8 protein-coding genes and 1 pseudogene are annotated in these 14,930 nt (G+C 61.7%); all 9 read right to left on the bottom strand.

The window, feature by feature from the left end; all coding sequences use genetic code 11:
- Positions 1-671 (bottom strand): annotated as a pseudogene (locus Q7A36_RS20580) (hypothetical protein); the annotation flags it as partial.
- Between the two features lie 13 nt (positions 672-684).
- Positions 685-3,708: a BPTD_3080 family restriction endonuclease gene (locus Q7A36_RS20575; protein WP_305105617.1), complete on the bottom strand. Its 3,024-nt coding sequence runs from the start codon at positions 3,706-3,708 to the stop codon at positions 685-687.
- A gap of 446 nt (positions 3,709-4,154) precedes the next feature.
- A complete protein-coding gene (locus Q7A36_RS20570; protein ID WP_305105616.1) occupies positions 4,155-6,242 on the bottom strand; it encodes an ATP-dependent DNA helicase in 2,088 nt (695 codons plus the stop codon).
- 164 nt (positions 6,243-6,406) lie between these two features.
- Positions 6,407-6,778, bottom strand: a complete 372-nt coding sequence (locus Q7A36_RS20565) for a DUF6262 family protein (protein WP_305105615.1) — start codon at positions 6,776-6,778, stop codon at positions 6,407-6,409.
- Positions 6,779-7,247: 469 nt separating this feature from the next.
- Positions 7,248-9,395: a hypothetical protein gene (locus tag Q7A36_RS20560; RefSeq protein WP_305105614.1), complete on the bottom strand. Its 2,148-nt coding sequence runs from the start codon at positions 9,393-9,395 to the stop codon at positions 7,248-7,250.
- Complete coding sequence (locus tag Q7A36_RS20555; protein ID WP_305105613.1) at positions 9,392-10,840, bottom strand: site-specific integrase; 1,449 nt, start codon at positions 10,838-10,840, stop codon at positions 9,392-9,394. Before Q7A36_RS20555 ends, Q7A36_RS20560 begins: the two co-directional genes overlap by 4 nt.
- Positions 10,840-11,715: a tyrosine-type recombinase/integrase gene (locus tag Q7A36_RS20550; RefSeq protein WP_305105612.1), complete on the bottom strand. Its 876-nt coding sequence runs from the start codon at positions 11,713-11,715 to the stop codon at positions 10,840-10,842. The genes Q7A36_RS20555 and Q7A36_RS20550 overlap by 1 nt, the downstream gene beginning before the upstream one ends.
- Before the next feature lie 551 nt (positions 11,716-12,266).
- On the bottom strand, positions 12,267-14,159 hold the full coding sequence (locus Q7A36_RS20545) for a ribonucleoside-diphosphate reductase subunit alpha (RefSeq protein WP_370655688.1): 1,893 nt from the start codon (positions 14,157-14,159) through the stop codon (positions 12,267-12,269).
- Between the two features lie 358 nt (positions 14,160-14,517).
- Positions 14,518-14,880, bottom strand: coding sequence for a hypothetical protein (locus Q7A36_RS20540; protein WP_305105611.1), 363 nt, complete (start codon positions 14,878-14,880; stop codon positions 14,518-14,520).
- Positions 14,881-14,930: the final 50 nt, after the last annotated feature.

Here is a 14,930-nt window from a genome sequence, read left to right as displayed (position 1 = left end):
TGCGTAGTCACCTGCCAGTTGCTGTTGAATTTGATGCCGTAGGGCGGATCGAAATAGATGCATTGCACCCCACCCCGCAGTCCCTCGCGCTCAGCCAAACTCGCCATAACCTGAAGGCTGTCGCCAAGTACCATGCGGTTCGACCAGTGGTGATTGTGCTTGTAAAACTCCAGCCGTGCTTCTGGATCGTCCAGACCCTCGAAGGCCGCAAAAAGATCGGGTGGGGCTGTCTTCGCCTGAGTGCGGGCGCTTGCCTCCTTTTTCAGGCCCTCGATGATCGCCTTCGGGTGTACCTTTTCCTGGATGTAGATCGGCGGCGGGTTCACCACGAGGTCGGACCAGTCCTGGGTATCCTTGCCGCGCCAGACCAGTTGGGCGTCGCCCAGTTCTACCTCGCCGGTCTCCTGCAGCTTTGACCGCTGCGCCTCTGTCAAAGTGATGCACACACCACGCCAGATGATTTGTGGGTCGCGGTCCGGGTCGCGTGGCCGCGTTTCTCCTTCAGCAAGAGGGGAAGCGCGCTTGTAGCGGGCCGGCCCGATCGGCGCCGTCTCCTCCATCTGCTGCGCGAGCGATTGAAGTTCTGCAGTTGGGATATTACGACGAGTGTCGGTGTGGATCAGCGTTTCAATCGGGCGAGGACCCGCGGGCGGCTTCGGCGGACGAGACATTTAGGATCCTCAGTCAGACTGCTTCGGGGGCGCCGGTGTAGGCGGCGATCAGCTTTCTGAACGCCGACTCAATCTCAAAAACGTCGATGAACTCGGCGAACGCCCAACGGCCAGCGCCGCCAAGGTTGTTCACCCCGGGAACCCAGAGCTTCCGCATCGTCTCCGCTTTCAGCTGGGCGTCGGTGTTCCTATAACCCTTGATCTCGACCACCAAGTTCAACGGGTCCTCGCCGCCGTCATCAATACGGACGATGTAATCCGGCCAATAGCGCCGCTGCTGGGTGGCGTTACGGTAGGGCACCTCGAACTGCATGCCCTGGTTCTTCACATAGGACAGCACCTGCGGATGCGCCTCGGCAGCGCGGGCGAACTCCGCCTCCCAGTCGCTGTCGAGGACCGCGTAGTTGACGTGGCACTTTGCCGGATCAGTCGTGTAGAGCGGCTTCGAGGTGTTGAAATTGATGAAGCGGGTACTGCCCCGCGGCGTGTAGGGGTCCAGGATCGCCTTCACTGCGGCAGTGCCGGGCACCTGGGTCTGGCAGGCCAGGAAGATTAGCTCCGAGGCCTGGTCCGCAAGCTCGCGGTAAGTGACCATCGCCGGCGTCGTGCCGCCGAGGCAGACCAGATAGCCCTCGTCGATCCAGCGCTTCGCGGCCCGCTTGATCTGGCCAAACAGGTGCATCTTCGGCGGTTCGCCGGGATCGCGGAACTGGTTATACAGAAGGTGTTTGGCGAGGTGATAGCTGATCTCGCTGGGCCGCACCGCTTCCAGCACGGCGGTCGTCAACTCCACGCCTTCGCCGACAATGCCTTCCAGCAGCACGCGGCACGGGCCAACCTTCTCTGGCGTCAGGACCAGACGCGAATCGTCGCTGAAGACCGCTTCGACCCGCTCGTCGGGTAGCGCGACGCGATATCCCTCCACCCGGGGGAAGGTGATCTCGAGCGCTGCCCGCTCCTTCATCGCCTTCACCTGGGTGGTCGGCTTGGGCGGCTTTGGCTTCGCCACCACCGGCTGGGCGGCGAAATCGAACGGGATACCCATGATGTCGGCGTATTCGACATCGAACATCTCCTGGTCGTTCAAGGCATAGGATTGCCGCCGCAGGCCACGTCCCACCACCTGTTCGCACAGCAGCTGAGTCCCGAAGGCGCGGACGCCTAGGATGTGGGTCACCGTGTTGGTGTCCCAGCCCTCGGTCAGCATTGAGACGGAGACAACGCAGCGGACCGTTTCGCCTAGGCGTCCCTTGCGGCCGACGGTGTTCATGACTTCTCGAAGTAGGTCTTCGTCGGAAATCGGCTGCGCTCCGGCGCCGGCACCATCGCGCTGCATCTTCTCGCGGCGGAACTGCTCGATCTCGGGGCCGACGGTTGCCCGGAAAGCCGCGTCGAGGGCTTCGCCGGAGTCGACCTGCTCGCTGTCGATCAGCAGAGTGTTGGGGCGGGCCAGGCGAGCACCGTGCTCGTCGTAGTTGCGGAACAGCTTCAGGTGACCGTCCATAAAGCGGTTTTGTTCATCGGCGCCGTCGCGCTCGAATCCTGAGATCCATTCGTAGACCAGCTCGGAGGTCGAGGTGTTGTTGCAGACGACGATGAAGACCGGCGGCACCTCGATGCCCGCCCTAGACCATTCATCGTAGGTCTTCTCGTAGTGGCCGTAGAGTGCGTAGAGCGCGGTGTAGAGCTCATTCGGCAGGCCGAGGGGGTCGCCCTTGCCGCCCTTGGCCCGTCCTGCCTTCGGCATCTTCTTGCCGATGTGGTCCCAGAGGTTCCGGTAAATGGGCGTCTCGGCGTTCGGCGCGTTGTCCGCAACTGGGATGCGCGGGAGTTTCACGATGCCGCATTCGATGGCGTCCATCAGGCTGAAATCGCTGACGGTCCAGGGGAAGAGCGTCCCTTCGCGGTAGCCAGATCCGCGGAGGAAGAAAGGGGTGGCGGACAGATCGTAGAGGGCGGTGATCCCGAGCTTCCGCTTCAGCGCTTCCAGACCTGCGATCCACAGGCGGGCCGCCTCGGAGTTCTTCTTCGCCTCCTCGCGCTCGTCGGTGCCGATCTCCTCGTCGCTGACCGGTTTCTCTCGGTAGCAGTGATGGGCCTCATCGTTCAGGACCACGACACCCTTGAACCCCATCAGGTCATTGCAGACCCTGGCGAGCATTTGGCCATCATTCTCGATCGTCTGCGGCGGAGCCTCGCGGCCCTGCAGGAGGGAGCGGCCGGTCTTGCTGATCTCAAGCGTCTCCCGGTGCTTGAAAGCGTGGTAGTTGGTAATGACAATCTTGGCGCGACCGAGGTCGGACAGCATGTCCGTCGGGACCAGTTCCCGGCTGGCGTAGTAGCTGTCCGGATCATTTGGCATCAGGACACGCAAACGGTCCTTGATGGTGATGCCAGGCGTGACGATCAGGAAGCCGCGGCTGTAGAGGTCGCTGCCGGGCATGCGGACCGCGTTGATCGTCTGCCAAGCGATGAGCATGGCCATCACCGTGGTTTTGCCGCTGCCCGTGGCCATTTTCATTGCCACGCGGAACAGCTCCGGGTTGGCCTGTTCGTTGGCACCTCGAAGGTGCTCTTGAAATTTGCTGTACCGCCGCTGTTTCCGCGCCACCTCGGTCAACCAGATCACCGTCTCCACCGCCTCGATCTGGCAAAAGAAGGGCCTGATCGAGTCGAACTGGTGAGTCCGCCAGTGGGTCAGCAGCCTCTGGGTAGCCGCCGTGACACCCCAATCGTTCGGATTCGGTATGGCGCGCCAGATGGCGACGTAGCTCCGGATCTCGTTGATGATTGGGGTTGGATTGTACTCCTGGTCCTCGGTCGAGAGGCCCAAAGGATCTGAGAGGACGAAGCTGGCCTGCTCGGATTTCTTCTGTTTTTTGCGTGCCTTAGGAACAGGTGTGATCAGCTTCGACTGCCGCCGGCCGTCAACCGGCGGTACGTTGAGCGGTTGGCCATCGTCATCGAGAGCGTGGTGCCGTGTCGGCACCGTGTATGGCGAGTTCAGAATGGGTTGTTCGAAGAAGTTGGGTGGCATAATGGCCTGGGGCCCCTGCTAGCCGGGATCACCTGATAATGCCGGCCTTCATCATCGCCGTCACCCGTAAGGCGCAACCGGTACAGCCACCGCAACCATAAAACTCATTGCAGAACGAGGATAGCCTGTAAGGTGTGTAGAGATTGGCCGCGACCACCCACCAACGCATGTCGCGAACAATTATTCCAGAATACACCCAAAAAGGTCGGAATTTTTCTCGCAGAACTCGGTTTGTGCTGATTTATATACGGCACGATAGAACGCGGACGGAGTGCCCAACTGAGGCCGAGCTAAGGGGCTCCGCCCCTCGCGCGGGCAAGGCTACGGCCACCCACCCTCGGTCGCTGCGCTCCCTGCGGGCGGGTCCCTGTGCCTCGCCTTGCCCTTGCTACCCCCGCCCTCGCCGGGAGGCAGGTGGTCAGGCTTTCGCCTGACCACCTGTCCAACTACACGGGCATGCCCTGCGCCGCGGCGTCGATGTTGAGTGCCTGCATCCGGCGCCATGCGAGGGGCGGCGCGGTGAGCGCTCGGCCGATTCGGCCCGGGTCGCCGACCAGCACGGCAGTGAGGCGCGCTCGGGTAACCGCCGTGTAAAGCATGGCGCGGTCGAGAAGGCGGCACCGGACAACGGGAATCAAAACGGTACGGAACGCGCTGCCCTGTGCTTTGTGCACAGTGATCGCCCATCCCCGCAGCATGTCACTCAGGTCGGCCCGCTTCAGCTCCGACAGGACGCCATCGTCGAACCTCGCTTCGGCACCCAAACTCGTCGCGCGCACGATCACGCCAAGCGCGCCGTTCATGAGGTCCACTGTATCCTCCTCTCCGTCGGAGCCCACACGCCCGGTAGGGCGGTCGTAAGAGTTCCTCGTCCACAGCAGCTTGGAGCCGATCCGGAATCCCCAATCGTGGACGGACTCCTGCGCGGACATCCAACGGCGCTCGATGGCGTCACCAAGCTCGCCCGCGCCCGCCGGGCCGTGACGCGTCATTGCCAGTACCTGAATGTCGGCACGGTGCATGCGCTCGACCGCCCTGCGGTCAGGCGCCCGCGCCGGAGCCCCGACAATCGTCTCAAACGCCTGTAGTACGCAGCCGGGTACGTCGTCCTCCCCGCACCCCCAGAGGAACACACCTTGCCGATCGGGCGCGGCCAAATCGAACGGCGGCAGTTCGGGCAGCACGCCCGCCCGCATCCGGTCTGCGACCTGCGGGATGCCGGTTGACTCAGCCTGGCGCTGGGGCACCCGCAGGGTGGCCCGGGGAACGCTGTGGCTCGCGGCGAGGACCGCTGCGGGGTTGCCCGCCTTGATCGGGGGCAGCTGCGCGGGATCTCCAACAAGCAGGACATCGACCTCGAGAGGCGTCACCGTGAGCAGCAACCAGAGGTCCGGCGTGCCGACCATCGAGAACTCGTCGACTACCAGCAGACCGCGCCGCATTGCCAGCCTGCCGAGCTCAGCATCCTTCAGGTAGCGGTAGACGGTGAGCGCCTCGCCCCCGGCCGCCTCGCGCAGGCGCTTCGCGGCGCGACCGCTCAGCGCGACCTGCGCGTAATCACCGCGCCCGGCTCGCAGGTGCGCCAGGCGGATGGCCTTCACCACGGTGCTCTTACCGGTGCCCGCGCCACCGGTGATAACGGCGACGCCAGAGGACAGGGCCAAGGACACCGCCTCCCGCTGCTCAGTGGCGAGCCGGATGCCGTCCTCGCGCTCGACCTCGGCGACGACGGCAGCGATCATCGCCCGGTCGACTGGCAGCCGCGGCCGGGCGAGGCGCTCGGCGACCGCCCGCTCGATCTCGCGCTCCATGTGCGCCGGGGCCCGGGCCTGGTACCGCTCCGGCCCGACCTCCACGAGCAGACCCTTCGCCAGCGCCATATCGATAGCTGCGTCCGCCTGCCCGCCCGCTATCCGGCCGAGCATTTCCCGCACGCGCCCCCGCAGCGGGCCGCGCAGGACCACGGTGTGGCCCCCAAGGTTGCTCTCGGTCGTTCGAAACGTCCTAGCGGCCGCCACATCAACGGCGGCCAACAGACGTCTAGTGTCGCTCGGCAGCAACCCGCTGGCCAGCGCCGCGGTGTCCACCTTGGGCCAAGGCTCCAGGAGGGTCAGCAGATACGGGTCTTCGCGGAACCGACGACCGGCGTCGGCGCCGAACAGCCTGAGGGCAGCGTTCGCCGTCCTACCGTCCATGCCGAGACCGTCGAGGTCCTCCAGAGCGCCGACTTCGTCCACCAGGAGGCCGAATGCTTGCACGATGGCGGACGCTTTGGAGATGTCGAGTACAGCTGCGAGAGCGAGGACGTCGCGCTTGCGAAGAAGGTCGTACAGCCCGCAGCCGTAGGCGTCCCAGAGCCGCTCCGCGTACCCGTCTCCAACTCCCTTGATGCCTGGGTGCCGGGAGATCCAACGCCGAATAGCAGCGCCCTGGGGCGCGACCGGCGCTGCCCACTCCGCGACCAAATGATCCGCCAGCTCCGTCTCACCTGTTCTCGGGTTGCGGATCGGGTGCCGTTCCACGATGCCGGTCACACGCCAGACTTCACCTTCGACGGGTGCTCTTGGAAGGACGGCTACGGGGATACGTGACCGCAGCAGCGTAGTTCCGGCCTGCTCCGCGTCGCGGCCGATCAGAATACCGCCTCCGAACGTACCCGCGTGAAAGGATGTGACCTGTACTAGGGCGGTCGCCCGGGTCATGGCATGCGACCTGTCTCGGACATCAAGGTGCGAATGGCGCGCAGGCTCTCGTTCTCTGCTTTCAAACGGGCATTTTCTGCCCGCAGCCGCAGCACCTCCTCCTCAAGCGCTTTCGTGTAGCCGTCTAACCGAGCTTTCGCCTCCTCGCGGAGGCGAGCTTCTTCGAATCCAGTGGCCGGCCTCGCCCGCCCGTCATCTAGCCCAAGTTGGCCCGTGGCCTCGTCCAACAGCATCTTGGCCATTTGGTTTGCATAGAACACACCGCGGTCGAACTCGCAGGCTTCTGCAATGACCGAGAGGTTCGGCTTGCCGTCTCGGCCAGGCAAGCCTCGGCCTTCAGCTCTCAAGGCATCGAGGTAGCTACGCAAGCGCCGGACATTCTGCTCACCCTTAACTGCCCCTCTCACTTCGGGGCTCCCCGAGAGGAAAATCGATTGCCGATTGCAAGGATCGGCTCATCCAACCTTTCAGGCGACAAACCCGCGACAGTGGCATTGTGGGACCACCGCAGGAAACGCTCAAGCAGATCGCGATTCTCTTGAATTAGCCTGGCGTTCTCGGCTCGGAGGACAGCTATTTTCCGGTGAGATTGGGCGACCGCAGCGTCTCCGTGCTCCTTAGCTCCAATCTTGCTGATGTCCTCCTTCAGCCGCCGCTGGGCCATGTTCCAGGCATTGAGAATGCGAGCATGCTTTCTGAGGCCGGGTTTGGTGTATAAGTGCCCCAGCTCGGTCGATAGTATGGCGAGATAGCGGTCCCATGTGAGCTTCCCTGTCCAACCGTCTAGCAAGCGGACGGCTGTCTCGATATCCACGTCTCGCAGCCTCGGTACGCTCATCAGATGCCTCCACCAAGCGATAGAGCATCGCCTACTTCATCGGTGTTGGTGACGTAATCAGTAGCGTCTTTTATTTCGACAGACCGAATCGCAGCTGAGAGGCCGGTCCTAGTCTGTGTGACCTGCGGCGGCGGAAGTGTGATCAGGGTGCCATCCGGAATCGTAGGGTCGATCAATTGTTTGATGGCTAGCGCCCACCTTCCCGCTGCCTCCTCATGTTTGCGCAGCCATTTCTCGACATCAATTTCACCGTCGGTGGACATTCGGCGACAATTTTCAGCGGCACGCAAACTAATGGCATGTTGCTTGTGGGCTTCGGCAAGTTGCTTTGGATCACCTTTGACGAACGTATTCTCGCCGCAGCTAATGCAGTCTTTGTCCTTGGGACACGGGGTCAGGGCATAGTTATGGCGACAAAGACCGTAACGCGTTGCTATTATGGAGCCAAGTTCGAGCCGAAGAGCGTCATCGTGGGATACCATCTCACGATGAGCGCGCTCCACAACTTTGTCCTCCAATGGCCCGATTACCCGGATCTGCTTGGGCGCATGTTCACCAAGTGCTACAAAAGCCTCAATAAAGGCCTCTTGCGGAATGTGGTCATACCAAGCGTTTTGGCTCACACGCTTACGCCCTGACCAGAAAGCGATGAGGGCTTCTGAAAGATGCTTGGATTGCGCTAGCGTGTTCAGCAGATGACGGGGTTGGTGAGTGGTCAGCTGCCAAGGCCTACCGGTCTCTGGGTCCAGAAGACCGTGTCGACGGAAAATCGTAGAACCGGTCGGCTTGCCTCCCAAATCATGATAGATCTGGCTATAGCTAATGAGATCAGGCACGTTCAATTGTATGCCACTTTCGGCGTGCATGACATGCCGCGGCAAACAAAACAGGGCGTCAGACGCTAACAGATTGTGCCGCTTATCTGCGATTGGAAACCCGGCGGGCAGCACCGTAGAGACGTAACGCTCCACTGACTCGAATGTGTATAGTCGTGTCGGGGATCCCCGGTCCCTCTCCTCACCGCTAGCAAAATTACCGGTGCGCGAGCGGTCGTTGGTTATGAGACCGGACCATCGTAGGGATTGGTCCAGCTTGCTATGTAAAGTAATTGGTCCGCGCAAGCCGAGGATTCGACGTATTTCCCAGCGTGTTAGTGGTTCACCGCGGAGATGATCAAACTCCTGAGGAAGATAAAGTTGGTTGGGGCGCTGGGCGTACCAAGCCGCCGCTTTCCTCGCCGGCGCGCCGAGCTCGCGGAGACGAGCAATGGCACTTTGGGCGACAATGGCCCACTCTTCGGTTGTCGCGTACTTCGTCATCGCATCGCCACCCTTAAGTGGCCGCCACGAAAGACCATAGACACCGCCCATCTCTGTTTCGCAGTCCAGAGGCAGTGTCAGAATTTCGTTTACCCGGGTAGGAGAAAACATGGCCAGAGCGAACCACGCAGTGACGACAATATCCGGGTTTGAGCGATGGTTGTGAAAAATTCCAGCTAGATCGAGTATGCATTTAAGTTGTGGCAACCGCTCTGAGCCTTCTGGAAACCCTGCTTGAGTATTTACCCGATCGGCTCGTCGCGCTCCTTGGTATGTGATTGGGTTCTTCCAAACCAGGTGAGCTGCAGATAGACGCGCCGGATTTATAAGCCCCAAAGCCAACCTCTCAAGGTATCTTCCAAATGTCCATGCGTCCTTATAATTTTCTGAGACAATCTCCGCCGCTCTATCGAGAATTTTTGGCTGCAGGGCGCAGATATCCGGCGTTATGCCTAGACTCCGAAATGCTTTCTCAATAATGCGGATTGTTATGAGGAACCTGGATGGGTTTGGCATTCCGTTAGTCAGGAAAAACTCCACCAAGATCGCCTTGGCCGCATCGAGGAATGGTGGCGAGAAGTCATCACCACGCCCCGCCATCACTCCCACTCCGGCGGTTTCGTATGTTGTGAAGTGAATCATGTAACCGGGTGGGTTCTGCCCCCTTGTGAAGGCGAAGGGCCGTAGATCCCAAGAATTATCTGCCCATTTAATCGCGTTGGGCTCGGTGAACAGGCGTTGGCGTTGCGCGTGCCGAATCAGCGCGGCGAGGTTTTGCTTCGCACTAGCCTGCGCAGTGCCGACGAACGGGAGGATGGCAGCGGTCATGTGGCGGTCTCCAGAGCCTTCCCGTCACGTTCTGCCATGATTTCACGCACTGCCTCTATTTGCTCCTGTGTGATGAGGCGGATACGGTCCTCGGTTTCTTCGGCAAGATCCTCCAATAAAGAGTCCAAGAATTGCTCCCACGGAGCGTCACGGAGCGGTTCGAATTTTCTGCACACCAGGCAAGCCCTAGGAGCGTTTAAGTGACACTCAGCACGGGTGCCGCAGGCGCCCAAAGACTGCCCCATCAAGTGGGCAAAGTCGCGGATAACGGCTCCAGGCTCGCCGCGCCGGGTTGCCTGTTCAAGAGAGGGAATCAAGTGCCCTTGAAAAGCATTTGCAAGAAACGTCATCTCTTGACCCAAGGCTTGCTTAATCGGCGCTTGGAGAGTTGGCATTGCGGCACGATAATATCGAATACAGTGAGTGGTGCGATGCGTTAAAAGCCGTGCCACCTCATGGTCTGAAGCGCCTAAAGCAATGGCACGAGTACCTAAGGTGTAGCGGAACCTGTATGGAAAGATAGGGATTGGCCCGTTGAGGCGCTCCGAGTGACATTGTACCTTCCGGAATATGTCCGCGATACGTCTTTGGATTTTCTGCGATTGGTCTTCGAAGAGCGGAGAACTAGTGGGAAGGTCCCGGACATCAGGGGATTCGAGATACCGGAGCAGTACCTCAGTTAGGACAGATGGCGATTTACGCTTCCACCGCGCATGGACGACGACGTTCTCGCCTTTGGCCAGTGGGATACCTAATGTAATTTCATTGCCTTCAGGTCCAGCAGTTATTTCGACGTCTGAAATTTTCGTCCGGGCGATCTGGACGGCGCGCACGCCGGTGCCGATGAGGAACCAAACCAGAGTCCAGTCGGACAGCGAGATCCGCCCCACCTCGAAGGCCTGGTTCACCCCGTCACGAATGCTGCGTAATTCTTGTTCGGTAAGAGCGCCTCGTTCGGGATCATTGGCAACGAGAGCAAAATACCAACCTTTACCTTGCTCCTCAAACTGCTCTGGTTGATCCAGGAATCTTCGAATGCTTTCTCCGATTCCTTGATGGCTAGAATCGATCCAGCGGTTCAAAACAGCTCGGAAGAATCCCCAGTAGATCATAGGCACCTTTTCTGGCCAAATCGCCAAGTCTTCGGCCTCAAGCTCCTGCTTCAGATTTCTATCCTGTTGCAATGCTCGAACAAACTGGCTGGTAACGTACGTGCAGCTGCTCGCATAGCTAAGCGAATGTGTTTTTATTAAAGAGACCAAAACCAAAGCAAGAGAATTCTGCCAAGCTACCTTTTCATCTCGCCACGTAAAATCGAAATAATGCCGGCGCTGATCATTCGAAATGGACGTGTTTCCCGATAAATCGATTCTCACGGTGCGTCCATCCGCCAGAACCACATTTGCGTGACGGTTTGACACAACGCTCAGGGCGGATTGTGTCATCAGTCTTTCTTTCCAGCGTCGAGCATGAGATTAGCCGCCAGAGTTTCAGCAATATTGTCTGCCTTGCGCCGCGTGTGACGCTTAGCGTAACGGCCGCCCATCGTTGAGTCGCCGGCCCACCCCTGGAGTCGGTTTCGCATTCTCACCTCTTCCGCCACTGACGGGCGTTTGTCGGGAGGCAGGCTATCGATCGTCGCGCTGAATTGGTCGTTCCAAGAGCGCCGCACAGTGTGAGGCGCCAGAAAGTTTGGAACGCCAGGAATTTTCACCCGAACGCGCTCGAAAACCCGGTTGATCGCGCGAAGGGAAAGGTGCCGTCCCTTCTCGTCAGTAAACAGAAAGCCTCGACGCCGTGCTTCACGTGATAGATGGGCCCAATACTCTTCGATGAATGTGTCGAAGGCGTCGGCGGTTTTGAGATTAATCGGAACCGTACGCGAAAAGGTTTTTGACGTGTGTATCTCAAATCGCCGAATGCTATATTTTATGTGGTCGGCTTTCGCCTCTCTGACTTCTGCGCGTCGAGCACCTGTGTCCAGCAGCAAGCGCCAGAGCAGATAATTGCGGAGTTGCACGAAACCCGGTGTGAAAGGATTTTGCTCGGCTCCAGGCAGCATTGCTTGCTCAATGCGTTGCAGAATTTCACGATCGACCCCTTCGAGCGTGGGTTCATCCTCACCCTCACGGCTGACCCTTGGAGCTCGTTGCCGCAATCGGGTCACGACAGCCTTGCCTAACTCTTGCAGGTTTTCAGACTCGCGCTGACGGCGCTCAAGCGAGCCCAAGCGCAAACCCAGATGCCACTCAATGTATGATGCCACCCAACGAATACGCGTTGCGGTCTCAGCCGGGTCTGCGGCCTGGTATTCAGACACTTCCAATCGACGGAGATCCGGCCTTGCATCCTCGAGTCGAACTACCGTTGGCCGCTTTCGTGGGCTCATGGACGCTGGTTCTGCGCGCGCAGCCCATTCGACTTGGCTCGCCGCCGTGAGGCAGAGAAAGTCTGCAAGGCTCTCTACGTCTACGAGAGAAAGAAAACCGCCTCGGCGCAGGTCGTCGTCCAGACTCCGTCCGAGCGCCGCTGCCCACATCCTAGCCATCCCAAGCGTACGTAGGACCTTCACGACGGTATTCGGTGAGCGGGATGTTTTTCGATACTCGATTGTGGCGTACACGTTTGGCCAAAATGCCGGAACGCCATGTCCCCTTTCACGGTCAAGCAACACCGCTAGTTCCAGGCCCGATCGGGAGGGGAATCTACGAACCTCAAACGGCAGCATGTTTCCGCTTTTCAGACCGTCTCAATAAGCACGATCATGCTTGTCGGTGCGGTATCCGACAAGGAAAATTAAAAAAGACAAGCCGAGCAGGGGCTTAAGCCCCTGCTCGGCTTGTTGTGTTTCCGATTTGCGCTAGGGTCAGATCACTGGCAGGCCAGGCATTCCTCGTAGTCCCGGCTCTCGGTCTTTGCCGGCAGCGGCACCTGAACCGCCGCCACGTCGTTGACGGCCGCGACGCTCAGCAGGTTCGGCACCACCTTCTCGCTGATCGTGTCCGCCCGCTGGATCGACAGGCTGCGGCAGTAGTAGAGCGACTTCACGCCCCGCTTCCACGCCATCCAGTGGATCTGGTGCAGGTCCTTCTTGTGGACATTCGCCGGCAGGAAGAGGTTCACCGACTGGCTCTGGCAGATATGGGGCGTGCGGTCGGCCGCATGCTCCACCACCCAGCGCTGGTCGAGTTCGAAGGCGGTCTTGAAGGTCGCCTTCTCGTGCTCCGTTAGGAAGTCGAGGTGCTGCACGCTGCCCTTGGAGACCGTGATGCTGGTCCAGGTCTCCTCGTCGTCGCGGCCGTGCTTCGCCAGCACCTTCTTCAGGTAGGGGTTGCGGACGATGTAGCTGCCGGACAGCGTCTTGTGGTTGTAGACATTGGCCGCGATCGGCTCGATGCCTGGGGAGGCGCCGCCGCAGATGATGGAGATCGAAGCCGTCGGCGCGATCGCCATCTTGTTCGAGAAGCGCTCCATGAAGCCGTATTCGGCGGCATCCGGGCAGGGCCCGCGCTCCTCCGCCAGGATGCGGCTGGCGACATCGGCCTGCTCGCGGATGTGCCTGAACATCCGCTTGTTCCAGACCTTGGCGACGGCGCTCTCGAAGGGCACGTTCAGCGACTGCAGGAAGCTGTGGAAGCCCATGACGCCGAGGCCGACCGAGCGCTCCCGCATCGCGGCGTACTTGGCCTTGGCCATCGAGTCGGGGGCGGTGTCGATGAACTCCTGCAGGACGTTGTCGAGGAAGCGCATCACGTCCGGGATGAAATCCGGGGAATCCTTCCACTCGAGCCAGGTCTCGAGGTTGAGGGAGGAGAGGCAGCAGACCGCGGTGCGGTCGCGCCCGTGCTGGTCGCGGCCGGTCGGCAGGGTGATCTCGGAGCAGAGGTTGGAGGTCTTGACCTCGAGCCCCGCGAGCTTGTGGTGCTCCGGCCGCGCCCGGTTCACCTGGTCGGAGAAGACGAGGTAGGGCTCGCCGGTCTCGATCCGCGCCGTCAGGATGCGGATCCAGAGCGCGCGGGCCGAGATCGTCTTGACGATGGCGCCGTCCTTCGGGCTGGTCAGCGCCCAGGGCTCGTCATTCTCGACGGCGCGCATGAAGGCGTCCGGCACCAGGATGCCGTGGTGCAGGTTCAGCGCCTTGCGGTTCGGGTCGCCGCCGGTCGGGCGGCGGATCTCGATGAACTCCTCGACCTCGGGATGGCTGATCGGCAGGTAGCAGGCGGCCGAGCCGCGCCGGAGCGAGCCCTGGCTGATCGCCAGCGTCAGCGAATCCATGACCCGGATGAAGGGCACGACGCCCGAGGTCTTGCCGTTGCGCCCGACCTTCTCGCCGATGCCACGGAGATTCCCCCAGTAGGAGCCGATGCCGCCGCCCTTGGCCGCGAGCCAGACATTCTCGTTCCACAGGCCGACGATGCCCTCGAGGCTGTCGGAGGCCTCGTTCAGGAAGCAGGAGATCGGCAGGCCGCGGGTGGTGCCGCCATTGGACAGCACCGGCGTCGCCGGCATGAACCAGAGCTTCGAGATGTAGTCGTAGATGCGCTGCGCATGCGCGGCATCGTCGCCGAAGGCGCTGGCGACGCGCGCGAAGAGGTCCTGGTAGCTCTCGCCCGGCAGCAGGTAGCGGTCATCCAGCGTCGCCTTGCCGAAATCGGTCAGCAGCGCATCGCGCGACCGATCCACCTGCACCTGGTGGTGACCCTCCAACTGCACCGCATCGAACACGGTCACATCCCCCTCAATCCCGCGGACCGGAGCATGCATATCGGAGTGTTCCCACACAAGATGTTGGAGCGAGAGAGCCAGCTTAACACCACATCAAGTGTCCGGTTGCAGAAAATCGCCCGCGGGCGGAAAGGCCGGCAATCCGTCGATGTTCGTGTTGTGTTCTTGCATTAGGCGATGCGGGGGCGCCATGCGTCAAGATGGTTCCGGACGCGGCCAGGGACCGGCACGGCGCGGCGGCCGGACCGTCCCCGAGGGCTGTCACAGATCGGTCTTGCGGACTCGTTGATGTCGCGCGAGTCCGCGCAATGCGGTGCGGCCGGCCGCGGCCGAATCGCGCGGCGGCGACCGGATCCGGGCCGGACAGGCCGGCCCTGCGGGCCGCCGCGGCCCCGTCCTATCCCGGCGTCTGACCCGAGGGCCGCCGGCGGGCCGGGCGCGGCGCGCAGGCAGGGTCGTCCGCCGGGGTGCCGGCCGGGCAGGCTTCCGCCCGGCGCGCCTTCGGGGCCGGCGCGGACGGGGCCGCCGCGGCCGGCCGGCCGCGCTTCTCCGTCCAGCTCCGCACCTCCGCCCAGACATCGCCGGGTTCGGTCTGCAGCGGCGCCAGGCCCGGCCCGGCGAGCCCGGCATTCGGCCGGGCGGTGGCGCCGGCCCGCGGCGCGGGCTGGCCCTGCGGCTGCGACGGCTGCGCCGCCGCCATGCCGGGGGCGGTCAGCAGCAGGGCGGCCAGCGCGGCGGCCGCTGCGCGGGACGCGGTCATGCGGTCACTCCTCATCGGGGCCGCCTCCTTGTCATCCCGGCCGGGGTCGG

Source organism: Paracraurococcus lichenis (assembly GCF_030657435.1).
GTDB lineage: Bacteria > Pseudomonadota > Alphaproteobacteria > Acetobacterales > Acetobacteraceae > Paracraurococcus > Paracraurococcus lichenis.
The sequence above is the reverse complement of the archived record's forward strand: the minus strand, read 5'-3'. Positions and strand labels throughout refer to the sequence as shown.